The sequence below is a fragment of the Dolichospermum sp. UHCC 0260 genome (assembly GCF_009711985.1).
GTDB lineage: Bacteria > Cyanobacteriota > Cyanobacteriia > Cyanobacteriales > Nostocaceae > Dolichospermum > Dolichospermum lemmermannii.
Genome location: NZ_VIKZ01000021.1, coordinates 1 through 25608 on the forward strand (window position 1 = coordinate 1; position 25608 = coordinate 25608).

Annotated in this window: 24 protein-coding genes; 6 read left to right on the top strand and 18 right to left on the bottom strand. The window is 35.6% G+C overall.

The window, feature by feature from the left end:
* Positions 1 to 341, top strand: a 341-nt coding sequence (locus tag FJR08_RS10165) for a glycosyltransferase (RefSeq protein WP_168633089.1), incomplete at its 5' end; no start/stop codon positions are given.
* On the opposite strand, the gene FJR08_RS10170 is transcribed toward FJR08_RS10165, so the two are convergent.
* Both FJR08_RS10170 and FJR08_RS10175 read right to left on the bottom strand, forming a co-directional pair.
* Complete coding sequence (locus tag FJR08_RS10170) at positions 324 to 1205, bottom strand: aspartoacylase (RefSeq protein ID WP_168633090.1); 882 nt, start codon at positions 1203 to 1205, stop codon at positions 324 to 326. The genes FJR08_RS10165 and FJR08_RS10170 overlap by 18 nt on opposite strands.
* A gap of 133 nt (positions 1206 to 1338) precedes the next feature.
* Positions 1339 to 2706, bottom strand: coding sequence for an NB-ARC domain-containing protein (locus FJR08_RS10175; RefSeq protein WP_168633091.1), 1368 nt, complete (start codon positions 2704 to 2706; stop codon positions 1339 to 1341).
* 222 nt (positions 2707 to 2928) lie between these two features.
* Between FJR08_RS10175 and FJR08_RS10180 the strand changes: the two genes are divergently transcribed.
* From FJR08_RS10180 to FJR08_RS10200, 5 genes are all read left to right on the top strand, one after another.
* The gene (locus FJR08_RS10180) at positions 2929 to 3888 is read left to right on the top strand and encodes a Mov34/MPN/PAD-1 family protein (protein ID WP_168633092.1); all 960 of its coding nucleotides are present in this window, start codon (positions 2929 to 2931) and stop codon (positions 3886 to 3888) included.
* A gap of 2 nt (positions 3889 to 3890) precedes the next feature.
* On the top strand, positions 3891 to 4337 hold the full coding sequence (locus FJR08_RS10185; RefSeq protein ID WP_168633093.1) for a hypothetical protein: 447 nt from the start codon (positions 3891 to 3893) through the stop codon (positions 4335 to 4337).
* Between the two features lie 27 nt (positions 4338 to 4364).
* Positions 4365 to 4628 carry a hypothetical protein gene (locus FJR08_RS10190; protein ID WP_168633087.1) on the top strand — a complete coding sequence of 88 codons (264 nt, stop codon included), beginning with the start codon at positions 4365 to 4367 and terminating at the stop codon, positions 4626 to 4628.
* On the top strand, positions 4625 to 6181 hold the full coding sequence (locus FJR08_RS10195) for a ThiF family adenylyltransferase (RefSeq protein ID WP_217357505.1): 1557 nt from the start codon (positions 4625 to 4627) through the stop codon (positions 6179 to 6181). The genes FJR08_RS10190 and FJR08_RS10195 overlap by 4 nt, the downstream gene beginning before the upstream one ends.
* Positions 6182 to 6553: 372 nt before the next feature.
* Positions 6554 to 6775 (top strand): type II toxin-antitoxin system Phd/YefM family antitoxin, encoded by a 222-nt coding sequence (locus FJR08_RS10200; RefSeq protein ID WP_015078021.1) that lies wholly within the window; start codon positions 6554 to 6556, stop codon positions 6773 to 6775.
* Positions 6776 to 6794: 19 nt separating this feature from the next.
* Here the strand turns inward: FJR08_RS10200 and FJR08_RS10205 are convergent, their stop codons facing one another.
* The 16 genes from FJR08_RS10205 to FJR08_RS10280 form a co-directional block, all read right to left on the bottom strand.
* Positions 6795 to 7397 carry a PIN domain-containing protein gene (locus tag FJR08_RS10205; RefSeq protein WP_015078020.1) on the bottom strand — a complete coding sequence of 201 codons (603 nt, stop codon included), beginning with the start codon at positions 7395 to 7397 and terminating at the stop codon, positions 6795 to 6797.
* A complete protein-coding gene (locus FJR08_RS10210) occupies positions 7394 to 7837 on the bottom strand; it encodes a hypothetical protein (protein WP_168633088.1) in 444 nt (147 codons plus the stop codon). The genes FJR08_RS10205 and FJR08_RS10210 overlap by 4 nt, the downstream gene beginning before the upstream one ends.
* Positions 7838 to 8238: 401 nt before the next feature.
* Positions 8239 to 9663: an O-antigen ligase family protein gene (locus FJR08_RS10215; RefSeq protein ID WP_168633094.1), complete on the bottom strand. Its 1425-nt coding sequence runs from the start codon at positions 9661 to 9663 to the stop codon at positions 8239 to 8241.
* 98 nt (positions 9664 to 9761) lie between these two features.
* Positions 9762 to 10736, bottom strand: a complete 975-nt coding sequence (locus FJR08_RS10220) for a glycosyltransferase family 2 protein (RefSeq protein WP_168633095.1) — start codon at positions 10734 to 10736, stop codon at positions 9762 to 9764.
* Complete coding sequence (locus tag FJR08_RS10225; RefSeq protein ID WP_168633096.1) at positions 10654 to 11856, bottom strand: glycosyltransferase family 4 protein; 1203 nt, start codon at positions 11854 to 11856, stop codon at positions 10654 to 10656. The genes FJR08_RS10220 and FJR08_RS10225 overlap by 83 nt, the downstream gene beginning before the upstream one ends.
* Positions 11857 to 11881: 25 nt before the next feature.
* Positions 11882 to 12868 carry a glycosyltransferase family 2 protein gene (locus FJR08_RS10230; protein ID WP_168633097.1) on the bottom strand — a complete coding sequence of 329 codons (987 nt, stop codon included), beginning with the start codon at positions 12866 to 12868 and terminating at the stop codon, positions 11882 to 11884.
* On the bottom strand, positions 12862 to 14043 hold the full coding sequence (locus FJR08_RS10235) for a glycosyltransferase family 1 protein (RefSeq protein WP_168633098.1): 1182 nt from the start codon (positions 14041 to 14043) through the stop codon (positions 12862 to 12864). The genes FJR08_RS10230 and FJR08_RS10235 overlap by 7 nt, the downstream gene beginning before the upstream one ends.
* 108 nt (positions 14044 to 14151) lie before the next feature.
* Positions 14152 to 15981, bottom strand: coding sequence for a heterocyst formation ABC transporter subunit HepA (gene hepA / locus FJR08_RS10240; protein ID WP_168633099.1), 1830 nt, complete (start codon positions 15979 to 15981; stop codon positions 14152 to 14154).
* 66 nt (positions 15982 to 16047) lie between these two features.
* Complete coding sequence (locus tag FJR08_RS10245) at positions 16048 to 16992, bottom strand: hypothetical protein (protein ID WP_015078012.1); 945 nt, start codon at positions 16990 to 16992, stop codon at positions 16048 to 16050.
* Between the two features lie 112 nt (positions 16993 to 17104).
* The gene (gene hepC, locus FJR08_RS10250) at positions 17105 to 17857 is read right to left on the bottom strand and encodes a heterocyst development glycosyltransferase HepC (protein ID WP_015078011.1); all 753 of its coding nucleotides are present in this window, start codon (positions 17855 to 17857) and stop codon (positions 17105 to 17107) included.
* Positions 17858 to 18424: 567 nt separating this feature from the next.
* The gene (locus FJR08_RS10255) at positions 18425 to 20653 is read right to left on the bottom strand and encodes a GumC family protein (protein ID WP_168633101.1); all 2229 of its coding nucleotides are present in this window, start codon (positions 20651 to 20653) and stop codon (positions 18425 to 18427) included.
* A gap of 268 nt (positions 20654 to 20921) precedes the next feature.
* A complete protein-coding gene (locus FJR08_RS10260) occupies positions 20922 to 22019 on the bottom strand; it encodes a glycosyltransferase (RefSeq protein WP_148759698.1) in 1098 nt (365 codons plus the stop codon).
* A 258-nt stretch (positions 22020 to 22277) separates the two neighbouring features.
* Positions 22278 to 23591, bottom strand: a complete 1314-nt coding sequence (locus FJR08_RS10265; RefSeq protein ID WP_168633102.1) for an NAD(P)H-dependent oxidoreductase — start codon at positions 23589 to 23591, stop codon at positions 22278 to 22280.
* A 2-nt stretch (positions 23592 to 23593) separates the two neighbouring features.
* Entirely contained in the window at positions 23594 to 24139 is a 546-nt protein-coding gene (gene rfbC / locus FJR08_RS10270) for a dTDP-4-dehydrorhamnose 3,5-epimerase (protein WP_039204310.1), read from the bottom strand.
* Between the two features lie 99 nt (positions 24140 to 24238).
* Positions 24239 to 25225, bottom strand: coding sequence for a glycosyltransferase family 2 protein (locus FJR08_RS10275; RefSeq protein ID WP_168633103.1), 987 nt, complete (start codon positions 25223 to 25225; stop codon positions 24239 to 24241).
* A 78-nt stretch (positions 25226 to 25303) separates the two neighbouring features.
* Complete coding sequence (locus FJR08_RS10280; protein WP_217357506.1) at positions 25304 to 25606, bottom strand: hypothetical protein; 303 nt, start codon at positions 25604 to 25606, stop codon at positions 25304 to 25306.
* Positions 25607 to 25608 lie beyond the last annotated feature (2 nt).

Below are 25608 nucleotides of genomic sequence, written 5' to 3' on the forward strand. Positions count from 1 at the left end.
CTTCACATTGCGAATCTTTTGGCTTAGTGCTAACGGAAGCGCGGGAAGCTGGTTGTGCGATTATAGCCAGTGATGTAGATGGTATTCCTGAGACTTTAGATTATAGTCAAGCGGGGATTTTAGTGCCACCCAAGGATATTCCAGCCTTAGCTAATACTTTGACACAATTATTGAGCGATCGCCAACTTTTAGATCAGTGGAAATTCCGCGCCCAACAAAATTTAGAAAGATTTAGTGCCGCAAGAGTGAATGAAGAAACACTAAATATATATCGTGAATTAATGAGAAAAGACAATATCATCAGAGTCATGGAAACCAGAGAATTAGCCAATCTTAATTAATTCTTTTTCGCTAATGTGCATCGCAATTCCTTTCTCATAATAGGCAGCTTCATTAATAAAGATTGGATAAACAGTGGAATTTCCTTGATAGAAAATTTCTTCTCCTGTGAAAGTCAGAAAAATAGGATCACCAGGATGTAAAGGTTCATAATCTTGGAATTGAAGTTGGGGGTGAATCATCGCCTGAATTTCCCCTACTTCATTTCTCGGATAATCAATCACACCAATTGATTTATAGACTGTTAGTGTATTATTTTTGGGTAAATCTTTTCCTTGATTATAGTCTTCAAAATAATCTAAAACACTATAAATAAGTTGTTCAGTCTGTTGAAATAATTCCGCATTTAAAATCCCCTGGGGTACAGCACCAACTTCAATTGCAAAACCCAAATCACACAAAGAACGTAGAAAACCACTACCTTGAGGTTGTTCATGAATATAAACCTTCACCAAAGGATTAACTGCACTCAAATCCGCAGCTAATTTGAGCAGGAAAGGGTGCCAATTTCCCAGAATAATACATAATCCCATATTGGCAGTAGTCGTATGTACATCAATAATTGTATCTACAGATTTTTGATTTTCTGGTTGTAATATTTGTTGAATTTCTCGCGCCCTTAATTCTTCGTAACTTGAGATTTTTGAACTTGATAATTTATCTTGATTAAAGCAACGATTCAGATCCGTATCAATATATCTTGTCCGTGCAGCAATAGCTTTAGGATTACCAAGTAATGATAAAGTTTCAAAACTACCTCGATGAATTAAATGGGGATATTGCTGAAACTTTTTAACCAAGTAAACTCCCGTTAACTCATTACCGTGATTTCCCCCAACAATCGCCACCCGATGAATTTGATTCATAAATACCTCATTTATAAGCAACTTAGCTATGAAAGTGAACACATTCTATCAGTCCATAGCCTTTTGTGCTGAGATGCTGCATAAATAATTTTCTCACAGTCCAGATGCCAATAGCAAGAGGAAGGGAGTATAATTAATGATGATAAATTCTGAGATATTCTTTAAAAATGGGGGAAAGAGTATATAGTTTTTGATCATTTTCTAATTTGGATACTAAAAATCTTCTTGTTAATGATTGTAACCCGTTAATTATATCCATTGATGACAATGATAAAAACTGTTTTATCTCATCTCTAGATATAGGTTGATCATTTTGACTAATTTTTAATAATATCTCTTTTTCAACTTCAGATAATCTCATCCATATTAAATCAAACAGAGTTTTAAAATCTTCTGTTAAAATTAAACTATTTTCTTTGATAAATTCAGCAACTTCACTCTGAAAGACATCTTTAATTAAAATACTGATATACTGTAAATATTTAGGATGACTTTCATATAAATTAATTAAGTTTAACCAATTCTCCTCATTTTTTAATCCTTGATTTTTTAATATCTCTGTAGCTGCACTATTTAAACCTGATAATTCTAAAGAATGAATTGGATACAGTTCACTATCTAAAGAAATCATTTCTTGGCATTTTTCCTGACTGATGAGAATTAAACAACTTTCATGTTCAATTTCTGTAATCATTTGTAAGAAAGTTTTATAATCTTGATATTCAGGTTTATATTGTCCTGAATATTGTTGAGGGGTAAATATTTCTTCTAGGTTATCGAGAATAATTAAGCAGCGTTTTTGATTAAATAATTCTAAGGATTGATTTAAGAAGTTATTGGTATTGATATCTTTGCTATTTACATTTAATTCGGTGAGTATTTCTGTAAGGATAGAATTTAAAGAATTAGATAATTTAAGATTTTTCCAGATAATTACATCAAATGGTATTATGTGAGTATCAAGAAAGTGTTTCACTAATGTGCTTTTACCAATACCGGAAATTCCCAAGATTGAGATTAAACGGGTATTGGAGTTTTCTACCCATTTAGATAGGGTTGTTAGTTCATTGGTTCGTCCGTGAAAATGGGTTATTTTTAGTGATTGTTTGAGGTTAATATAAGATGTTTTTTGTTTGATTTTATCTTCATAATTAATTGCTTGTTTTTGATGATCTGGGTTATTTGGACACCAATTCACATGATTTTTGATTCCTATCCCAAGAATTTGCTGATTAAATGAATTTGCTAATCTTTCGATAGACCAACGAAAATTAGATTTAGTAACATCTTCACCTAATTCTTTTCCCAGAATTTTATATAACTCACGACTAACATTTCCAATATGATTTTCGCTTTCATAGCCAAATTCATCGGCAATGTCACTATAGATTTTACCGTGCCAAATGCCTTGAACAGCACTTCGTTGTAAGTCGTTCAGGTGGTTTCCGGTGTGTTTAAAGACTAATTCATCAACTATTTGTAACACTTCTGTAACAGTCATAAATGCCCGTATAGTTAGGATTACAGCTATTTTAGCCTAGTCTGGGGTTGAATTATCAAGGGTTTTCAAGGGTTTGGATTAATATTTTTTTACAAAATTGGGTAGGAAATGAAGTATTTTAGCAGTATTAAGCTTACTGTGCTTGTGCAATAATTATGCAAAGACAAGGCAAGTGACAATTACCAAACTTATATACTGATAGAAATTACCAGAAGAGGACAAGTGAATCAGTTTAAAACCCTTATTTATGAACAAGAGTTAGAACACATTGCAGGATGGGTTCAAGAATATCCCAACTTAGAAACAGGTGGAGATTTATTTGGCTTTTGGACTCATTCAGGTTTTCCTGTTGTTCAGTTTGTTCTAGGTCCTGGAAAAACTAGCAGACATAATCAAACTAGTTTTTATCAAGATAGAGAACATTTAATTAAAGCAGGAGAAATTCTCAGACAGAAACATGGCCTTCAGCATATTGGAGAATGGCACTCTCATCATCAGATGGGATTAGCACGACCTAGTGGGGGTGATGAACAGACTGTTTTTAACGCCTTAAGGCAATACAACTTTCCTAAGTTTTTGCTATGTATTGCTAATTTACATTCAGAAAGGGAAATTGTCGGAAGTAAATATATAGTTAATGTTGGCGCTTTTTTATTTACTCCTTCATCTCCTAGTTATCAAACAGGCTCTTGGGTAGTATTACCTGATAAAAGTCCAATTCGTCAAGGATTAAGTTTGGGCGATAATCCAAGTTTATTGAGGACTTGTAGACCTAATAAAAACTGGAACGTTTACAAAACAACATTAGAAGAACAAAGATTAATTTCTACTGAACCAATTGAAATATCCAACGATATATGGTATTCAACAAAGAGAGGTAAGGCTTTATTAAAAGAAATTTTTGATTTTTTAAGAAGCAGTTATAAAAACTGTGAAATGTTCCGTACTCCATCGGAAGAAATTTATTTTACATTTGAGCAAAATCCTAATGATAGATATGGATATGTAACGGCTGATAAATGGCGTGTTGATATTCCTAATAATTTCCCTCAATCTTCACCGAAAATAAAGCTTAATGAGCGTCCATCATCGGAAATAAAAGATTGGAATGGAGAGTCTCAAGTTGTGAGGCAAATCGAAGCTTGTATCCAAAGATATTACAATGGTGAATGGAGTAAATAATCATGTCATGGAATCAGTTACAGCGTCAAAGGTTAGCATTGGAAAAGGAAATTCTAAACACCTATTTTCCTCAATTTAGCTGGATTAACCCCATTGATTCTAATAATACAAGAATTGAAGGAGAAGTAAAAACCAATGTAGGTAATGTCTATAAACTTCGAGTTTATGTTCCTTCTGATTTTCCTAACTCTTTACCAGATATGGTTGTTATCTATCCATATCCGTTAAAAGGTTATCAAGGACAAGATATGAAACGACATGAAACAAGTAGTAGTATGCACACTTTAACTCCCAGAGATGGGTATTTGAAGATTTGCCACTATCGAGATTGGTTGCCTAATATAACTTTATATAAAGTTGTTCTTAAAGGTCGTATTTGGTTAGAAGCACTCGAAGGACACAAAAGAACAGGTCAACCAATTGACGCTTTTTTATCACATATGCAGTAAACACAAGATTAAGAAAAAAGCAAAATTATGAGTCAAGCAGAATCTCAAGAAGTTCAAAATTACTTACAAAGAACAGTTCTAGCAGGAGAGACTCCTGAAGATCAAAAACTAGTTTTTGACCCTACAACGGGTGAGTTAGTTGTGCAACAAAAGAATGAAAGACTACCTAATCCTGATGCAGTAGTAGCTGATAACATTGCTGAGGAAGGTTTTTTTGGAGAAACTTCTTTTGTATATCTCCACAAAAAGATTACATTGTTTAGTCAAAAAGAAGTGAATTTAATATTATGAGTGAAGAACAAATGCAAGAATTCATAGAAGTCATAAGGGGTACTGTTGAAATAGTTGAAACTGCCCTAGAAGTTACAAATGTTATTCAAGAAGTTCATAATTTTCTACAAGAAACTGTTCTGGGGGGAAAAACACCTCCAGATCAGCAACTAATATTTGATCCTATGACGAGTGAGTTAGTTGTGCAAAGGAAGAATGAAAGACCATCTAATCCTGATGCTGTAGTAGCTGATAACATTGCTAAAGAAGGTTTTTTTGGAGAAACTTCTTTTGTATATATGCACGAAGACCAAATTTCAACTATTTATCAAAGGTGGAAAGTATCCCAAATTAATCAAGTGCCTGCAATAGCTTTTGGATTTGATGAGGGAGAAGTATTTCATGTATATACCTCACAACCTAAAGCTCATTTTGCAGGTATTCCTGTTACTTCAATTATTCAATTTTTACCACAGTTTGGAAATAATGATGAAGTCTTGAATGTGGTTAACGAAATTGTCAATACAAGACTATATCAACATGGAAAACCATCTTATAATGTTATAGTTTTATTCACAATTGAAGGAGATAAATTACAACATCGTGTTTTTATTAAGCAACCTGATGGGTATTTGGTTGAAGGAATTGTAAAATTTATTCCTGAGCGTTCTGAGCTTTATTCCAGAAGCCAAGGTTTGCTAGAAACTTCATTGCTTGAAGATTTCAAGGTTGGAATAGTAGGATTAGGAAGTGGTGGTTCTTCCGTAGCAATAGAATTGGCTAAAGCGGGAGTTGGTAATTTTGTCTTAATTGATTTTGATCGCGTAGAGTTAGGAAATGTAGCTCGTCATACTTGTGGAACAGGTGATTTAGGACGTTATAAAACTAAAGCTGTTCGAGATTTATTATATGGCAAAAATCCTTATCTCCAAGTAGGAACTGCTGAAATAGATATTAATACTAATCTAGATCAGACTAAACTTTTACTCAAAGATTGTGATTTAATTATTGCTGCAACTGATAATAATCGTAGTCGCTTTAATCTCAATAGTATTGCACTGGAATATAAAATACCTACTATTTTTGGGAGAGCGTTAACTCGTGCTTGTGGTGGAGATGTTTTAAGAGTTCGTCCTTTTGCAGGACCTTGTTTAGCCTGTGTTTTTACTAAGGATTTTTTGGAATCTCGTCAAGAAGAAGTTTCTCAGTTTCGACAAGCTAGAGAGGATAATCCTGCTTATGTCCCTGATGATGAATTACAAGCAACCGTTCAAGTAGGTTTATCTTCTGATATTTTGCCTATATCAAATATGATTGTTAAATTGGCATTAGTTGAATTATCTCGTGGTAAAGATAGTGGTATTAAGTCTTTAGAAGAAGATTTAATTGCAGATTTTTATATTTGGGCTAATCGCCGAGATAATACTTATGAAAGTTGGCCTAAGATGGAATATGGATCAAAAACACCTTCTGTCTTACGTTGGTATGGGGCTAAATGGGAACGTAATTTATTCTGTGCAGTTTGTGGAGAAAGACAAGATACAATAAACGGTGATGATAGCTTTTTTGGATAACTAATTTCAAATGTTAGGATTATTCAGATTAGATATAAATTCGTTTTCAAATTTTTATATATGGGTAGGGGTTCAGCAATGCTCATTGGTGTCAACTTAACGTAAAATCCATAGCCCGCCTGGGAATGAATTCCCAGTCTAATAGCAAAAGTCATCTGAAGATGACTGAATATCCTGAAAATCTTTAGTCTACTTTAGTAGACTTTGGTTATTAGCCCGGAAATTCATTTCTGGGCGGGTGTGGAAGCCAACAGATCAGGCATTTTTAGCCTAAGTTGACACCAATGAGCAATGCTAAACCCCTACGTTATTTTTTTATAAAAAATGCTATAATCATCTCAAAATTACAAAATTGCATGAAAATCACTCACTATGTCTTCTATAGAAGTCACACAAGCAATTAACCAAATATCAGAATTATTCCATCTAGCGTTAAACGGAGAAGAAATTATTATTACCGAAAATCACCAACCATTGTTAAAACTAACTGCACTCAAATCTAAATCTCAACGTCCTCCTTTATTTGGTACAGATAAAGATATTATTTCTATTGCTGATAATTTTGATGCCCCATTAGAAGAATTTGCAGATTAATCATGTAAGTTAGCATTTTTTATTGTTTATTTAACCATCCTTCTAAATTAGGTATCTTACTAAAATAATTAATTCCCAAATTAGCTAATATCTGTTGAATATTAGTATTACCAAATTCCTTAGTATTCTCACTAAAAAAAGCTTTGTTAATTGATAAATTATTTTCAGCATGAGCTAAAATAACCTGTAAAATAAAATCATCTCTTTTTTGATTTTTCCCAGGTAGCAAAGGATTAGTTAAAGTAGCTTCTAACATTTTAATGCTTGGTTCAATCAATTCACAATGATTTTTTAAATATTCGAGAATATTCAAAAAACGCTTTCTAAAATCTCGTAATACTTTTCCATAATCAATCAAACAAAGTTCTAAATAATTGGCAAAAGATTGAGAATTAGTTAATCCTTTATTTCTCTTACCTTCATTCATTTCTATTTGAATAGTTTGAGAAAAAGATTGACTACGTTTTTCTTCTCTTTCTATCGCTACCAGGGTTTCCATTAAACAAATACTAGGAATAACAAATTTTAAGTTTCCTGAAGAATGATAGACAAAATCTTCTAATTCTTTGTTTCTTCCTTTGGCAATTGCCATAATTGAATTAGTTTCTAAATAAATAATCATAATAAGTCTAACTCCTCTGTTGTACCATCAAACAAAAGAGTAAATAAGCCAATTTCCTTCATTTCCTCAATGTAAGGAGGGGTTTCACTTTTCCAATGATAAGCTAAATCTCTTAACCATGATTGAGTTAAAGTTATTAAAGTAGATTGATAGATGATGCCTTCAATACTGCCTGCATCATAATGTTCTAAAACCTTTTTCGTGTCCAATCTTGCTACTTCTACAAAAGTTGGACTCTTAAAGATTCTCATGACATTAGAATTAACAAACATTAAAAAAGGAATATGCTGGTATTCTTCCATTTTTAAGATATTAAGATCCGGGGAAGAATACATAGCGGAAAATCTCACATCTATGATCAAAATATATTTATCATCTTTATCTTTAGCAGCAATTGCTGGTTGAAAATCAATTATAGTTGGAGGTTGTATTTTTAACATGGTATTTAACCTCTTGTTTAATAGTTTAACTACTTTTCATACAGGAAATATTTATACTAAATTTTATCATAATTTATCAATAAAATGTGAAAAGCTGGCGACTAGAAGTCGCGGCTACACGGGCAAAACCCACCTGCGTGGGTTGATTTTTCATTAGTCCACGCAGGTGGACTTTGTTTGTGTAGTAGCGACTTCTAGTCGCCTAAAATTTTTAAACTCTAAGAGGATGTTTGAAAAGTTTTTAATGTATAAATAAACCCCTCTCCAAACCTCTCCCCGACGCGGGGAGAGGCTTTGAAACCCCCATTCCCTGGCAGGGAAGGGGGCTGGGGGGTTAGGTTTTTGGAAATTATTGGTTTCATCTAATACTTTTCAAACAACTTCTAAGAAGGGGTTTTAATTCAACTCTGCGGTCTGCTGTAGTATTTATGTCCGGCCATAGCCATTGCCAAAAATCCCCACATAATCATCCCGGCAATACTCAACATCCCGCTATAGATAATTAACTGAGCGCAAGAACTGATACCAATAGCGCGGGCAGCACTGAGAAAACTATCAAAACGACCTTCTGTATAATTACTAACGGTAATCAGCATTAATACTAACCCACTAATATAGGGTATAGCACCAATCCAACCCAAGGTAAAAAACATATCTAAAATGCCGCTATCAATAACAATCACTTCTATTTGTCCAGTTTTTTCATTTACTTTCCAGATATTTCCAAAGCCGTTACCGACAACATTAGAAAGAGCTAAATTCAGGTTTCTGTCATAAGTTGCGGATCTATCTCTAAAACTACCATCTTCTTCCAGATTAGAAAAACTTTCAAATCGAGTGGTAATGACTTTAGAAAGCGGTTCAATAGTTACCAAGGGAATAACACAGATTGTCATCACTAAAATTATAGTAATTAATCGCATTTGAATCTGGGGTTTTACTGAACCAAAAATCATAATAATTCCTAATAACCAACCGCCCCAACTTGTTCGCACTTGGGAAAGTAAAAATGATAAATAACCTACAGCAGAAGCGGGGAAAATTAACGGACCGGTGCTGGTAAATAATAATAGTAATCCAGTCTGCATAACAGTTCCAAATGGTCCAGGTGAGTGTAATGTACTCCAGACGCGCATTCCAAAAGGAATTGGTTGTCCAGCACTGGTAAACATTTTAGATTCGATTAGCCAATATCTGTCCCATTCAGGAGCGACAACAAATTGATAGACACCGTAAGCTCCCAGGATGAGTACACACCAAATAAATGTTCTTTGCAGATGTTGACGATAACTGGGATAATCTCGCCAATTAGAAAATAGGTGAAAAGCAAAAATTATCGGACTTAACCAATCTAAAAAACTCCGAACTACAGGGAGTGGTTGATTGTAAATTAAACCTATTAAACATCCATAAGAAACTCCTATAGCAGCTAAAAGAAATGGCAGTCCCCCTTGACGAAGACTGCTAGGTAGATGTTTTAAAAAGGTGAATATTGTCAGGAATACGACTAAATAAGGTGCAATTAACATTTGTCTGGTGGGGTCCCAGCCAATTTTATAGTCAACTAAACGAGTGATTAAGGGGGTGAGAAACCATATCCACCAGGTGAAGCCGATATAGTGAATGGGATGCCGCAAGTATAAAAACGCCGCTACTAGAAAAGCAGTGGCGGGAAAAACGAGGCGTAAACTACCTGTACTGGTAAAGTAGCAAGCTGTGATCAGGAGGATAAAAGCAAGAATGATCATCCAACTTTGGGCAGATCGATCTTGGGGAGAAAATTGTTCTTTTAAAACTGTATTGAAAAGTATTGGTTTGGAAATCATTCTCTATGTTTGCCTATTTTGTATTAGGAAGGAGTATTTAAAGAGGTATTGAACGCAGATGAACGCAGATGAACGCAGATGAACGCGGATAAAGATTCTTAACTCCTGACTCCTGACTCCTGACTCCTGACTCCTACAAGATGGTGATTTCCTATCTTTCTATATTTTTGATATCCTAACCATCTTCCTTGTAAGGATGCTCGCAATTTTTTACTGGCAATTTCTTTTTGTTGGGGAAATAGTCTCAGCCATTGACATATTCCTAAACTTTCTCTTGTCCCAACTAAAATTGACCAGGATAAAAATACAATTTGACGCAGGGGTGAAAGATGTTCTAATAAAATTAAGGTTTCGTTGTGGACTAGGTTAATTAATGCGGTGTCGTTAAAGTTGTGGCGTTGATCTTCATCAAATCTTTGGGCGGGATAGTGATCTACTGCAATGCTGGGATCATAAATCATTTTCCATCCAGCGCGTTTGAGGGTGAGGGCAAAGGACATTTCAAAATGTACCTGTGCGCCCGTTCCTTGCATTCTGTCATCAAATCGCAATTTGCCAATCGCCTGGGTACGAAAGCTCATATTCACACCTTTGAGAACATCAACTTCACGGGGTGCGCCTACTCCTAAGTGATGGTTGCCAATGACACGCCCGCACCATTGCAATTTACCAACTATGGGACGGGAACCATTTTCTAATTTGTCTCCTTGATACACCCAATCACGACCACCTACGCCACCAATGGTATAATTAACGCTGAAGTGAGTATTAATTTTGGCTAACCAATCCGGGTGGGGGGCGGCATCATCATCGGTGATGGAAAGAATGTCTCCCTGTACTTGTGCTAGTCCGGCGTTGAGGGCGGCGACGACTCCCGGCTGGGTGACGGTGACAATCTGTAAGGGGAGGAGATGGGGCGGAAATTGGTGGAGGAATTGCTGGGTTTCTGTGTCTGTATCTCTGACAACAACGATCGCCTGATCAACTGATTTAGTTTGCTGTTGCAGTGCTTTCAGACACCGGGCTAGGTCTTGAGGACGGCGATAGGTGGGGATGAGAACTGTGTTTCTCATGGGTGATTAACTCCTCAAATATATTTAGATAGGTTTGTGCCATTGTTGACCAGCTATGTTGCTCGGCAATAGTCCGGGCAATTTTACCCATTTGTTGACGCAGTGAGCGATCGCTATTTAACAACTCCAGCGCCTCTGCTAAAGCATTAGCATCATTACAATCGTCTAAAACGATGCCACAGTCGGGATTAACTAAATCAGCCGCACCAGTAGTAGTGGCGGTAATCACGGGCAAACCTGAAGCCATCGCTTCAATCACTACAAGTCCAAAGGGTTCATAACGGGACGGAAACACAAATAAATCTGATGCCCGTTGAATTTGGGGCATATCATGGCGATAACCTAAAAAATGCACTCGTTCACTAATATTTAATGCTTTTGCCATTGCCGGATAAGGGCTATCTTGAGTACCACCGACAACTGCTAAATGTAATTTAGGAACTTTTACCAAAGCATGAAGTACAGTATCTAAGTTCTTCCGGGAAATCCGAATATCACCTGCAAATAAGGCCAAATTGACATTTTCAGGTAATCCTAATGCCGTCCGAGAACTGACACCGGGAGCAAATTCTTGTAAGTCTACACCATTAGCAACCACCCGAATTTGTAAACGAGGTACACCAATATTTACTAATTCTTGGGCAACTTTTTCTGAGACAGCAATAATAATTTTAGATTGGCAAAAAGCTTGTTTTTCCCAATAAGCATTAGCCGCAGTAAATAACCATTGATATAACCCGTACAAATCTTTACGGTTATGGGAAATATGCACAGGCGATTTCAACCAAGAACCATGTACAAAATGCACGGCATTCACATCACTTGCCCCCATAGTAATCGCGCCATTGACCTTAATTAAATCCAAATTAGCTCGATTTTTACGCAACCAATCGGCACTTTTTTTAGCAAAGATGAAATTGCGAATAAATTCAGTAGGATACCTTTCTACTGGAATATAAATACAACTAACAGCATTATTTTCAGATAACTCTGGGGCAATTTCACTAGCTAATAATGTCAGATCATGACCACGACGAATGGCTTCTTGAACCACTTCATAATTAACTCTGCCTTGACCATCGCCTTTTCTGATTTTGTGGGTAACAATACAAATTTTCACTCATAACCTCTTGTAATTTACTAAATTAGGAAATGTTCCAAATTTTATTCGTTAAATTGGTAGGAATAAAACTGATAATTAAAGCGACTAAAGTGCGTAAATTAAATTTTTGCTCACTTAAAGTTTGCCAAAAATGACGGCGAGCATCTGTAATTTTTTGATCTCGTAATAAGCCAATTCCTAAAGTTGTATTAGCTTCTAACCATTTGGTTTTAAAGTAGGAATTAAATTCTTGTAACTGTTGATCTTTCATAAAGGTTTGATAACAGAATAGCTCACTTTTACCTTTACGGATTTTTGCTTGAACATTGCGACTACCACTGAGCATAGTATCAGTTTGTTCATGCTCTCGATATTTGGTTAATTTTTCGGGAACATAGTAAACTCCATAACCAGAAATACAGCAAAGATATGTTAAATATAAATCCCACATTCCGTCAACCTCTGAAGGAATATTATTCCAATTAAGCACTCCATTTCTGATTACACAAGCAGCCGCAGTGGGAATACTTTTATCAATTAAGCCAATTTGAGTAAAATTTTCATGAACTCCGGGAGTGATTTGGTCACGTTTATAACTGCGGGTATTGTTTTCAGTGGCAGCAATATTAATTTTACTATCACCATCTATAATATATTGGTCACAAAATGCCAAAATTAAATCGGGATTTGCTTCTAAATTGGGAACAAGTTTCGATAAAAAATCCTCATTCCACATATCATCATCATGGAGACTAGCCACATATTTACCTGTGGCAATTTTAAAACCATGAAACTGGTTAGCTAACATCCCAATATTTTGCTCATGTCGCCAAAATTTAATTCGTGAATCTTGAAATGATTCAACTAGTGCTTGAGGATTTTCAGAACTGCAATTATCAGAAACGATAATTTCTAGATTTTGATAAGTTTGTTTAACGACACTATTAATTGCTTGTTTCAGGTATTCTGGGCGATTATAGGTGGGGATAATCACGCTTACCAAAGGTTCGGAGGAGTTAATATTTAACATTGACTGTAGTTGACTGTAGGATGAGAAAATAAACTACTTTTAGTTGTTGTTTGTTTTTGGGAAACTATCTCTAAAAAACGCAAAGCTGTAGGGGCAGGACTATAATTTTTAATTGCCCAACTTCTTCCTTCTTGAGCAATATATTCCAGAATTTCGGGATTTTCTGTAATTCTATCTATTGTGGCTTGAACATTATCTAAATCTACACCAATATAATGTCGCCAATTTTCAGGCATTACAGGTAAAGTAATCCCATATTTTTCAAAATCAACATGAAATGTCACACATCCTGCGGCTAAAGATTCCCAAAATCGCCAACTATCCCATTGTAGAATTGTATTTGATTTTAACCGCAATTTTTTGATTACCCGCTGAATATTCCGATTAATTAAACCACCTGAATTTTTAGGCCAAGCAGGGACAAAAAAACCACCGAAACAAGCACAAGCGGTTGAATATTTGAGGCGGTTATAGTAATTTGGATAATGACGTTTACCAGTTTGTAACCAATGGAGATGATGATAGGTTTCAGTTGGATATTCAGCTTGGTTATCAACAGTATTATTGATTTGGAAAATATCACTAATTTTTGGGATTAATAGGCTAGAACTAATATTTCTGACGGGATGACCAGTTTGCCAATGTCGAAAATTAATGAGTATTTGTCTTTTTTTATCCTGGAAATTTGGTATTTCTTTCAATTCATGTAAGATTCGGTTACTCAGTCCAAAAGACCAGGGATAAAAATTATCTAGATAATTTAGATGGTGATTGGAATGGGTCTTGAGAATGAAATCAAATTGTTTATATTCTGGTAATTTATGATAATCTTTATCGTTATCATTACCATCTAAATAAACGGTTAAATATTTTCGTTCTGCATGAAATAAATTATCTGGCAGAGGATGATTAATATTGAACCAATTATTACTAAATACGACGATAGAACAGTCATCGGTTGTGATAGCTGGATCATGACGAAAGAGATATTCTTGTTTTTCCGTTGACTCTTGCCAGTAATTGATATTAGAAACAAAGGATATTCCTAATTCTCGAAAGCCTTCTCCTAAACAAATCAGCAAATGCTGAAATTGATCTTCTTTTCCACCTTCTCCTCTAGGTAAACAGAAAAAATATATTTTACCATTAAAGTTAGTTAACTGTTCATGTCTCATGTTTTTTCATTCCTTGTTCTTCAAAATAAACAAAACATTTTTATTCTGATTACCATTTAGAATTAACTTTTGAAATCAATTAGTAATTAGTGAAATCCTGAGCATTATTTATCTCACTTCATTTTGAATTTGATAATATTGCCAAAACTTACCACGTTGTTGAAGTAACTCTTGATATGCTCCCTGTTCTACGATTTTTCCTTGTTCTAAAACCACAACTTTATCTGCTTTAGCTATAGTAGAAAGACGGTGAGCGATCGCAATTACTGTGCGGCCAACAGATAGCTTTTCTAAGGATTCTTGAATTAACCGCTCAGACACAGAATCTAAAGCACTTGTAGCTTCATCTAGAATCAGGATTTCGGGGTTTTTCAGCAATGCGCGAGCGATCGCAATTCTTTGTCTTTGTCCACCTGATAACCGCACACCTCTATCTCCTAATTGCGTATCGAAACCTTCCGGCATTTCTAGAATAAATTCTAAAGCATTTGCCAATCGTGCAGCTTCTTTAATCTCTGTTGCTGTAGCTGTTGGTGTCCCATAAGCAATATTATTCCAAACAGAAGTATTGAAAATAAATGTATTCTGACTAACAACTGCTATCTGAGAACGCAGAGAGTTAATGTCAAATTTGCGAATATCAACTTCATCTATATAAATATAGCCATCAGTCGCATCATGAAAACGAGGAATTAAATCTGCAAGTGTGGTTTTTCCAGCCCCAGATGAACCAATTAAAGCCGTCATTTCCCCTTGCTTAATGGAGAGAGTTATATTATGTAAAACTCGTTGATCAGGACTATAATCAAAATCTACCGATACTAAATCAATTGATCTTTTAAAACCAGGAAATCTGAGTGCGCCATTTTGAAAATAGATTTTATCATCAGTTTTTAACAACTCCTTGATATTTTCCACTGCTCCCGCTTGGGTACTTAAAAAAGCCACGACTCCATTCAAATCTTGAGTCATAGGGATAATGCGGAACAGGACAAAAAAGAAAGTTAACAAAGCTGAAACTTTCATTAATCCTGTGGTTAAAGCCACAATAATCATACTAATTAGAATTAGCGTAGATATACTTTCAGCCAAAGGCTTAACTATCAAAGAAATCCAATAAACACTTTTCCACGTATTAACAATTTTTTCACTGGCTTGATAATACCGTTTTCGCTCAAATTCTTGAGTAGAAAAAGCATGAATTGTGCGAATACCTTCGATAAACTCTAGCACCCTAGCCGTAAAGTTATCATTAGCAGTAGTAATAGTAAAACTACGTTCTCTAATTTGTTTATTTAGAGTGGATAATGCCACCGCTAAAAGACTAAATAGCAAAATAGAAACTATAGTCAGTTTCCAGGAAAGAATAAACAAGGAAATAGAATAGACAATCAGTGTAAAACTTCTAGTGATTAAAAAAGCTAGTCCACCAAAAATCTGCCTAATTCTCTCCATTTCACTGGTGAGTGTATTAACTAATTCTCCAGATTTTTTATGACTAAAATAATTAAGAGTTTGAGCCTCTAACTGTTGAAAAATTCGTTTACGGAGATTATCTACTAAACTTATTTCACTAAACTGAATGCAAATCTGTCCTATATAATTGAAGGATGCTCGCATACAGGTTGTAACAACAATTAAAGCTGATATTCGATATAATCGCTCTGTTGCGGAAGCATTAATTCCTAAAATCAAAATATCAAACCAGCCTATTCCTGTTTTCACAGGTTCAGCCCCAGGAGTAGTTAAGCTTTGCAGAAACACCAGCAAAAATCCTAAACCAAACCCTTCAAAACTGGCAGCTAAAGCCGAAAATACGATAGCTAAAATAGCCACAACTCGAAAGTGTTTAAATTCTCGTAATATTACCCGATTATTTTGCCACAAACTTGTAGCTTGAAAGATTTTCACTGTTGACGGTAGAAATTTGGAATCCATAAAAATTTTGACCAATAATTTTGATAATTAAGCACATAAGCATCAATCTCAAGAAAATAAATATGCTTACATAGGAGCGCGACGAATAAAACGACCAAGAGCAGAACCACAGAGAATTTCAAATTTCTGCCATAGTATTTTTGCCATTGAATAAAGTCGAATAGGTGTTTGACTATGTTGCCAATATAATTTATCAGTTATGGTGGGAGAGCTACCTTCTAAAGCACTAAGCAGCAGTTTTTTCCGCCAAGGTTTAATATTTGGAATTGTGGCGTGAGACATGATAGTACCACCAGGAACAAAATCCATACCGTCTGGTCCAACTGTACTTAAAGGATAATTAGTCAACATCAATGCTAAGTTTAAATAAGTCTGGTCTCCATAAAGATATGGGTAATGATGAAAGGTATTATCGTTATAAAGATCGTCTAAATTGGCATATCCTGCCATCTCACCCAATTCTTCTAATTGCTGCCAAAGTTTCAAGATAGATTTGTAATTTTTATGAACTCCAATGAAGCCACTATTGTAGTGATAATCTAACTCACGGTCACAAGTAAAACCATTGTTTTGAGCAAATTCTTTCCATGCTAACCGTTTAGGATGATTTGCCGGAACAAAATACCAAGAATCACCACAAAGAGCAATTCCCCGACTTACCCAATTTTCATAAAAATCCCACTCACATTTATTGACAATATCAGGATCAAAGTAAAATAAGGCATCAATATCTGGACAGTAATTTTCCCATAATTGGGACATAAAATCAGGTTTATAAAAACCTAGATGTTTTGGAGTTGTTAGCTTGACAAATCGGATTGCACAACCTTCACCTAAAGAAAACTCTTGATAACCATTTTCTGTTTTCAAAGACTTAGCCCAAGGTGGCACATTTCCCCGATAACCAGCCCAAATTATGCCTCGAAACCCGTGGTGATATAAGGAATTTACTAAAGCCCCCACACCATAATGATAGTCTTTTTCAAATACGGTACAAATCGCTGTTTGCATGGTAGTTTTTATTTTTTACTTAGGTACATAATTCATAGTTATCAATATGAGAACAGGAAGTATTCATCAATTAGATAAAAGCGCTTAAAAACACAGAGTGAATATATTTATTCTAAACTATAGGCAAATTAACCTTATTCTCTATTTGCCATGCACCGCTGAAGTTATGTTTTTGATTTAACTTTTTGCTCTGGGCTTCTAAGCTTAATTTAACCGCATCTTCTAAAGACAAACAACGATTATTAAGTAGGCAAAATTTTCCTTGAAATAGATTCAATCCATTAGATAAATTATTTAGAAAAAATGTACCTAATACAACAATTAAATTAGTCATTTCATGTTTAGCTGTTGGGCTAAATTTAATAGCTCGAAAAAGTTGTTTATTTTCTCCCACATACCACTCATAATCAAACAACAATTTGGGAGAATATATTTGAATAGTTATCAATCCTCCTAGTATGACTGGACTCATAAACAGCAGCAGAAATAAAGCCCAAGTCCAATCAATGATGATTCGTAAATTCCTGAAAATTTGATTACCTTTTTTTGACGATTTTCGATAAACAGAAATGTTTATAAATATCGGCTTATTAGCTTTTTGACAAGCATTTGCCCAAACTTTTAATAAAGAATCACCAATTTTTGGATCTATGCTCACTAAACTAACTGGAGAATGTTTTAAGCATTCTATTAACGATGCTTCATTTTCTAGTGCAGCTAAATGGGGCTGTGGCAATTTTTCAGAAGCTTTCACCAATAACTTTCCTCTCCGCCATTGCAAGGTACATGATAGGAAGTTAAAATTTTCAGATGACTGAGGTATAATAGAGTTATTATTTAGACTAGAAATGACTGAAATTGGCATAGATTAAAAGTGATAAAGTAGTAAAAGATTGACTTGATCTGTACGATCAGGAAATTAAAATTTTCTCAATCGTAAAAAATACATTAAAGATAAGCAGATTTAACTTTTATGACTAACCAGCGTTCCTCCTTGTAAAATTTGTTTATATTAAAATACATATAGGAATCCGCTTTGATTTCTGAATTTATTTGCTCTTGTCTTTGAAAGTTAGATGATGGGTTTCAATCTCTACAATATAAGACTCTTGATAAATAAATCATCAAGAAACAACTTCTTTATTCACTCTTTAAATAAATATTACTTTTTTCTTCACAATATTAAGATATGGTAAAATGAATTAATGGTAACTAAATAAAATTAACCAACATTTTGTGTTTATAAAACATCTTATAGTTTGCTTATCAGGTAAATAAAAATAACTCTAGAGCGGATTAGTTCCTCAACTTAGATCCCCCACTTCTTAAAGAAGCTGGGGATCTTTAATCTTGTTGTTCAAATGCAAAAACCCCTGTCAAGTGCAGGGGTAAATCTATCGTAGCTGGTTAAATATTGAGCAAATATTCTGGTTTATTCTTCCATTGCCGGTTGTAAAACCAATTGTTTTGGCTTGACATAAGGTACATAGGTGCTATCAGATGGAGATGCACCATTAGCCACAACACCAATCAAATTTAACTTACTCAACATCCTTGTGGCTTGATTAAGTTGGGTACGCGTTACTTTACCCATGCTGGCCATCATTACCACACTTCGACAAGAGGATGCTGTGAGCATAGCATCCACTAAACCAAGCACTGAGGGGGCATCTATGATTACCAAATCATAATTTTCTTCAAATGCAGCCATCAATTGGATCATGCGGGGAGAACTCAAAAGATGGGCAGGATCTGTCGGGATTGGTCCGGCTGTCAAAATATCAATGTAAGATGATCCAGAGTAAGGAACACTAATATGATTAGGCAGATTAACTTCACTTTCTAATAAACTGGAAAGTCCCTGTTCATTAGGAAGATTTAATTGTTTGTGCAGATTAGGATCGCGTAAATTAGCATCAATTAGTAAGACTTTTTTATGTAGACGAGCCGCACTCATGGCTAGACCTAATGCCAAAGCTGATTTACCATCATCTGGTAATGCTGATGTTACCATTAATGATCTTAAATCTGAGACTTTATTCAGCAGTTCGATATTTTTGTAAATGAGATCAAGTGATTCCCAGCGGGGAGAAGATTGCAATACTTGAATTGTCCAAGGAGCAAGAACTTCTGGTTTGCCAAATGGCAATTTTATCATTGATTCTCTGGGTCTAGCAGGTGGCAATTTAGGAGTTGTTCCTAATAAGGGGAGAGCAGCCTGTTTTTCTAATTCCGCAGTAGTATGTACAGCGTCATCAGATGCTTCACGAATGAAGGCAGCAGCCCCTCCTAACATTAAGCCAATGACTCCTCCTAATAAGAGATTCTGTCTCATGTTAGGTCCAGTTTGAGAACCTTCTTGTGGTTCTTCTACCACTTCCCAATTGAATCCGCCTTTAGAAAGTTCCTGGCGTAATTTTTGTTCGGCTCTTAATAATTGTTCTAATCTTTCTCTGCTAAATTGTAGTTGGGGCAGGATGCGATTGTAATAAGCTAATAGAGAAGGAAAACGCTTGAGGTCTGCTTGTAATTCTTTCTCTTTTGCGGCTAAAGTTTGATCGCGGGCGATTAATGCAACTATAGTAGTTTGCGTTTCTACCAATTGACCTGTGAGATTCAGATCAATTTGTCCAAGTTGTCCTTGTGCTAAAAGATTATCTCCAGAACTAAAGACAGGATTAGTGCTTTCTCCTAAAGTTCTGCTGACTTCTTTTTGTAAAAGTTGTTTTTGACTTTGTAGTTGTTCGTTCAATTTTTGAACGCCGGGAGTATCATCAGTAAAACGTAAGCGTTCTTGTGCTAAAGCCAGTTCGGTTTTTTGGATTTCGTTGAGTAAGCCTTGGTAGCGGGTAGACTGACTCAAACGAGAAGAAACTAAGGCGTTTTGTGGAGAACGATTCAGTTGTACTTGCAAAGATTTTTGCTTTGCTAAAGCTTCTTCATACAAAGAACGAGTTGCTTGTCGTTCCTGTTGGACAGTATTTAAAGTTGTCTCTACGGTTTTAGCCTGAGCATCTGGATCAATTAGATTTTGATTTCTGCGAAACCTTTGTAGATTTGCTTCGGAAACAGTTACTTCATCTGTCGCTTTTCTTAATTGCTCTCTAATGACTTGGAGACCTTTTTGTAACCGCGAATTTTGCTGTTGTTTGTTGTATTCTAAATAAACTTGCTGTATTGTTTGCAGGACTTTTTGGGTTTTTCCTGGATCGTTACTGGTATAATCAACTTGAAATATTTTAGTGGCAACCTTATCCTCTGGACTCTTAATTTGAGTTAAGACTAAGGATTTTTTTAAATCCATTACGGTTAAGTCTGGATATTCAGCTTTGAGTTTATCAACTGCTTTTTTAATCAGTCCAGAACTCTGCATCAAGTTTAATTGAGTAGCAGTATCTACCTCCACATTAGTATCAGTGAATTGACTTTCTGTGTTATCAGTTTCTTTCTTGCCTTGATAGTTAGGTTCTACTAACAATTGCATGGTGCTTTTGAAGCTGGGTTCTGTTTTCAAGGTGATGATGCCAGCAATAGCAGTAGAACTCAGCAATACTAATAATAACCAGGGAAATCTTCGCAGAATTACTGCAAACATTTGTCCATAACCTGGTTCTGTTTCTGATGCTGGATTTATATTGGGATTTAGACTAGTTTGAACCACTTTTATTATCCTTATCTGCGATACACTACGCAAACACCTAAAAATTAAATGAATTAGCGATGCACACCTCTAATACTGCGGGGCAGAATTAAAAATTAAAAAAGCAAATTATATAAGCTTTCTAGGAATTTTTAATGATTAGTTATTTTTGCCATGCTGCACTAGTGGTCTGTCAATCCAAAAATGACGGGTAAAGGCAAGCAGGGGGAGAAGAGGGGCAGGGGGAGTAGGGGAGGGAAAAACAGAAGTTTTTTCCGATCATTAACCGTCAAAATAAATTTGACGAACTACTAGTTTTACCAATAACTTGCTCAACTTTACTAAAGAATGACTGTTCTGAGAAATTGCTAACAGCATGATTACGGATAGTTTCGTAATCCCAAGCTATTCCTCCAGCTTCGAGTATTGCTGCTTGTAAAGAGCATGGTGTTTGTCTTTTGAAAAACACCCCAGTTTTCCCTGGTATTTGAGTATCTAAGACTCCACCTGCTCCATAGGCAATAACTGGTGTACCACTAGCGTTTGCCTCGACTGGAACTAATCCATAATCTTCTAAAGCTGCAACAATAATTGACTTAGCTTTAGAAAATAAGTCTTTACGTTCTCTATCACTAACATGACCAAGAAATTGGATGTTTGGTAATGCGTGGGCTTTTAATCTTTCTTGTTCTGGTCCATCACCTGATATTAATAAGTTCCAGCCTAACCAATTAAAAGCTTCGACTATTATATCAAGACGTTTATAACTTATCATCCGCGCCGATGCCAAGTAATATTCTTCTTTGGTATCGGAAAAAACAAAGTTGCTAGTATCAATTGGATAGTTAATAGCAATGGCTTGTTTGTGATAAATCTTTTGAATTCGCTGGGCAACAATGCTAGAGTTAGCAATGTAGAGATCGGGTTCTTGAGCATATTTCAGGTCTACATTTCTCATCATTTGAAAAACTCTTTCGATGAGAGGAGCAAAGTATCTATAATCTCCGTATTCCCGTAAATATGTTTCTGTGTCCCATAAAAAGCGGGTAACATTATGACAAAAACAAATATGTCTAGCTTCAGGTTTTTTCCGTACTGCTTTGGCAAAACTGGTGCTACTGCTGATAATTAGGTCATAATCTTGGAGATCCAAGGAACGAAATGCAGGAAAATACAAAGGAGCTAACATCCGAAAATATTTGGTTGCACCAGGAATTTTTTGCAAAAATGTGGTATTAATAATTCGTTCACCTAAATCAATACTTTTCTGCGGGTCGTATAATGAGGTGAAAATGTCAGCATCGGGATAGCGTTTACACAGTAATTCAAATACGCGCTCTGCTCCACCGCGTTGAGTTAAGTAATCATGGACGAGAGCTATTTTCATACCGGATTCCCTACGATTTGGTAATTGACAATTGGTTTTAATATTTATTCTCTAGGAATTTAATTTTTCATGTTGCATTACTAGGTTTTATCACTTATTTTGTATCAATTAATTTATCTAGTTTAATATGAGCTTGAATCATGCAAAACCTCACAAGATTATGAAAATAATCTCTGTTATCTATTGTATATATGTGAATTCAGAGGTTAAATGAAAATATCAGGAAACCTCTGAATTATCTTGTTGCTGATTTGAAAATTATTTTGTGAGTGCTAAAGTTTTCGCAGGAGCAAAGTAAACGGTTTGTTCAGCGCGTAATTGATCGCAAAGTCTGCCTTCAGGTAGTTCCACGTCATCATAAGTGAGGACTTGATCTTTAGGAATATCGCGCTTTAAGCGACATCCTTCAGCTAGACCCATGGGGAGTAGGTTTTCTTGTTGCACAATGGGGGAATTTTCACATTGTCCATAGGTCATGTAATAACCAATACCATCAAGGGTTTCTCCGGCTGTGAGATCAATTTTGGCAGTGGTGACGACATCAACAACGGGACCCGCTATTGGTGCAAGCACAGCATCATGGAAGAGGACAGCCCGAGCTACAGAGAGGGGAACTTCAAAATGGCATAGGTGATAGGGGGTGTAGAAACTGTAGAGGGGGCCTTCACCGAGTTTATAAAGGTTGAGGTAATGGCGTTGTTTGGGGTCTTCGTGGGTAGCAAATACGAATACTCCTGGACCGGGTTTAGTGCCAACTACGTAATCAACGATACCGCCTAATTCTTGCAGTTGGTCAATATCATACATTTTGGTCATTTCATCCACATGACCGGTGTAGTCATATCCCAACATCCCCCGCTTGGCTACTTTCATGCCTGTGCCGTTGGCGACTATGGCTTGCTCAAAGGAGATTTTTGTACCATCGGCAAAGCTTGTTACCATGGCGGGATTTTGTCCCCAGCGTTGGGCAAAACCGGCTTGGGTGGTGGGGTTGCGGTAGGGGTCTTGTAAACCTTTGATATTACCGCACAGGAGGGGTTTTAAACCGATGCTTTTGACAAAGCGATACAGGTTCATTTCTACCCCTGGTTGGTCGCCGTCACAGGCACTCAGGACGACTCCAGCCCGGTCTGCATGGACCTTGAGAATGGGACCAATTGTGCCATCTAGTTCGGCATTCATGAGGATGATATGCTTGCCATGAGCGATCGCACACATCACCAAATGAGCCGCATATTCAATTGTTCCCGTCACTTCAATGATTGCATCTATGCCATCCGCTTCACACAAGAGCATGGCATCTTCAGTGATAGCATATTTATTTTGAGCAACTGAATCTTCTAAATCAGCCAAATTATCAACAATCTTGATATCCTCAATTCCTGCTTCTAAATAAGCTCGTTTGGCTGAATCAATGTGACGATTAGAAATAGCCACCAACTCCATTCCTGGCACAGAATTGATAATTTGATTGGCAATTCCTCGACCCATAAAACCAGCCCCAATCATGGCAACTTTAACTGGTTTACCTAATGCAGCCCGGGCTTGTAAAGCTTTATCAACAATAATCATGATTAAACTCCTATTAAAATAGATTCTAGTAAAGGCCAATTCCGATCTTTATCAGACATTTCTGTAGCACTCAATGGCCAAGAAATTTCTAAAATTGGATCGTCATAACGTAAACCTCTTTCATATCCAGGAGTGTAAAATTCACCTACTTGATAGACAACTTCTGCACCATCGGTTAAAGCTTGATAACCATGAGCAAACATTTCTGGAACATAAAGAGCGCGACGATTTTCTGCACTCAGTTCTACACCAATATGCGCTAGATAAGTGGGAGATTCAGGACGCATATCCACAATCACATCATAAATAGCTCCTTGAGTGCAGCGAATTAATTTGGTTTCCGCTGCGGGAAGAGTTTGATAGTGCATTCCTCGCAATGTGCCTTTTTTATGATTAAAAGAAAGATTACATTGGGCAACTGTTGGTTTTAAACCATGAGCTAGAAATTCATCAGCGCAAAAAGTCCGAGCAAAAAACCCACGAGAATCAGGCTTTTCTTCTAAGTCAATAATGAAAGCACCAGCGAGTTTAGTAGAGGTAAAAATCATGGTTATTTAGGAACTTTTTTTGTTGAAATAAAAAAATGGTTTTGGTGTTGCGTTTATACCTTGAATCCTAATTGGGGATTTATTTGGGGAAAGGTAGGATCATGATATTTTTTTATTTTCTAAGCTGCTTGATTGGTAAATTGTCATTTCTCTTTCTTGTGGTGAAATAATATTTTCCAAAATTGACGTAGCCACTAAACCAAAATAAGGAATAATAGTGGTAACTGCTATGATCGGCCATCTTCTCAAAGCACCGAAGAAAACTCGCCAATTATTGCCAGTGAAGTGCTGAATAATTAATTGGTTACAAAATAATTTAGAGTATCCTATTTCTTTGAGTTTGATATTAACTTCGGGTGAATAAGTATATTGCATTTTTAGCAATATCTTTGGTTTTACCATCCAATGACTAGCACCAAAAGCATTTTCTAACAAACTATCTTTGGTTATTTTGACACTGCCATGAAAAGCACAAAATCCAGTTAAATAGACTTGATAATCTAAGTTTTTGACACCACTAGTCCATTTTTGTAGAGCGCTTTGAGCTAATTCTGTTTTGTATACTTGAGCAGACATTAGTTGGACACCAGAGCGATTTTCCTGTATACAACGCTCAAATGTCACTTTGCCATCATGTTCAACTTGTTCATAATCAAGCTCATAACAGCGTTGATATAATAATTCACCTGTTACTTCATGACGACAGGAAAAATTCAAAATTAGTAATCCTAAATCTGGCTCTTTCTTTAAGGTATTGATGATATAAGAAATCGTTTTATCAGCGATAATGTCATCATCGCTAATAGTCCAAACATATTTACTTGTTGCTGCTTTAATGCAATAATTAATATTTTTCATTACGCCCACATTTTCACTATTTTTATTGATATGAAATGTTGTAGTTGGTAAAAATGACTGCCATTTCTTAACTATTTCCTGTGTATGATCTTCTGAACAATTATCAGAAACAATAATTTCACATTCAGATTCATAACCTTTGATAGATTTAGCTAACCAAGCTAACTGTTTATTTAATAATTCTGCACGATTGTATGTGGGTATAGCAATAGTTAAAAGTTTGTTCATTGTTTTGGTGTAAAAATATTTTAGATGATTAATACAGAAGGATTTTGTCTTTTATTTAATTGCATGGCTTCCGCCACGCTACGCTATCAGATGTGAGATATTTATTTCTGATTTTTGATGATTAAAATTCCGTTGATAGATAAATTTGCTTACTAATTGCAAGTAGCTAATTAGAATCTTTGTGGCTAAAATAGTCCATCTTCTAAAAGCACCTAATAATATTTTCCAATCACTAAGTTTGAAGATATTTTCTAGAATCATCTGTTGACAAAATTTAGAAAAATATCCGATAGTTAACAATTTTAGATAAACCTCTGGGATGTAAACATATCGCATCATTAATGATAATCTGGGATTTTCTTCCAAGGAACTAGTGTGCATTG

Bases quoted from the DNA above. Each gene is read 5' to 3' on its own strand.
- FJR08_RS10170 (WP_168633090.1), bottom strand. From the start codon at position 1,205: ATGAATCAAATTCATCGGGTGGCGATTGTTGGGGGAAATCACGGTAAT.
- FJR08_RS10175 (WP_168633091.1), bottom strand. From the start codon at position 2,706: ATGACTGTTACAGAAGTGTTACAAATAGTTGATGAATTAGTCTTTAAA.
- FJR08_RS10185 (WP_168633093.1), top strand. From the start codon at position 3,891: ATGTCATGGAATCAGTTACAGCGTCAAAGGTTAGCATTGGAAAAGGAA.
- FJR08_RS10190 (WP_168633087.1), top strand. From the start codon at position 4,365: ATGAGTCAAGCAGAATCTCAAGAAGTTCAAAATTACTTACAAAGAACA.
- FJR08_RS10195 (WP_217357505.1), top strand. From the start codon at position 4,625: ATGAGTGAAGAACAAATGCAAGAATTCATAGAAGTCATAAGGGGTACT.
- FJR08_RS10200 (WP_015078021.1), top strand. From the start codon at position 6,554: ATGTCTTCTATAGAAGTCACACAAGCAATTAACCAAATATCAGAATTA.
- FJR08_RS10205 (WP_015078020.1), bottom strand. From the start codon at position 7,397: ATGATTATTTATTTAGAAACTAATTCAATTATGGCAATTGCCAAAGGA.
- FJR08_RS10210 (WP_168633088.1), bottom strand. From the start codon at position 7,837: ATGTTAAAAATACAACCTCCAACTATAATTGATTTTCAACCAGCAATT.
- FJR08_RS10215 (WP_168633094.1), bottom strand. From the start codon at position 9,663: ATGATTTCCAAACCAATACTTTTCAATACAGTTTTAAAAGAACAATTT.
- FJR08_RS10220 (WP_168633095.1), bottom strand. From the start codon at position 10,736: ATGAGAAACACAGTTCTCATCCCCACCTATCGCCGTCCTCAAGACCTA.
- FJR08_RS10230 (WP_168633097.1), bottom strand. From the start codon at position 12,868: ATGTTAAATATTAACTCCTCCGAACCTTTGGTAAGCGTGATTATCCCC.
- FJR08_RS10235 (WP_168633098.1), bottom strand. From the start codon at position 14,043: ATGAGACATGAACAGTTAACTAACTTTAATGGTAAAATATATTTTTTC.
- hepA (WP_168633099.1), bottom strand. From the start codon at position 15,981: ATGGATTCCAAATTTCTACCGTCAACAGTGAAAATCTTTCAAGCTACA.
- FJR08_RS10245 (WP_015078012.1), bottom strand. From the start codon at position 16,992: ATGCAAACAGCGATTTGTACCGTATTTGAAAAAGACTATCATTATGGT.
- hepC (WP_015078011.1), bottom strand. From the start codon at position 17,857: ATGCCAATTTCAGTCATTTCTAGTCTAAATAATAACTCTATTATACCT.
- FJR08_RS10260 (WP_148759698.1), bottom strand. From the start codon at position 22,019: ATGAAAATAGCTCTCGTCCATGATTACTTAACTCAACGCGGTGGAGCA.
- FJR08_RS10265 (WP_168633102.1), bottom strand. From the start codon at position 23,591: ATGATTATTGTTGATAAAGCTTTACAAGCCCGGGCTGCATTAGGTAAA.
- rfbC (WP_039204310.1), bottom strand. From the start codon at position 24,139: ATGATTTTTACCTCTACTAAACTCGCTGGTGCTTTCATTATTGACTTA.
- FJR08_RS10275 (WP_168633103.1), bottom strand. From the start codon at position 25,225: ATGAACAAACTTTTAACTATTGCTATACCCACATACAATCGTGCAGAA.
- FJR08_RS10280 (WP_217357506.1), bottom strand. From the start codon at position 25,606: ATGCACACTAGTTCCTTGGAAGAAAATCCCAGATTATCATTAATGATG.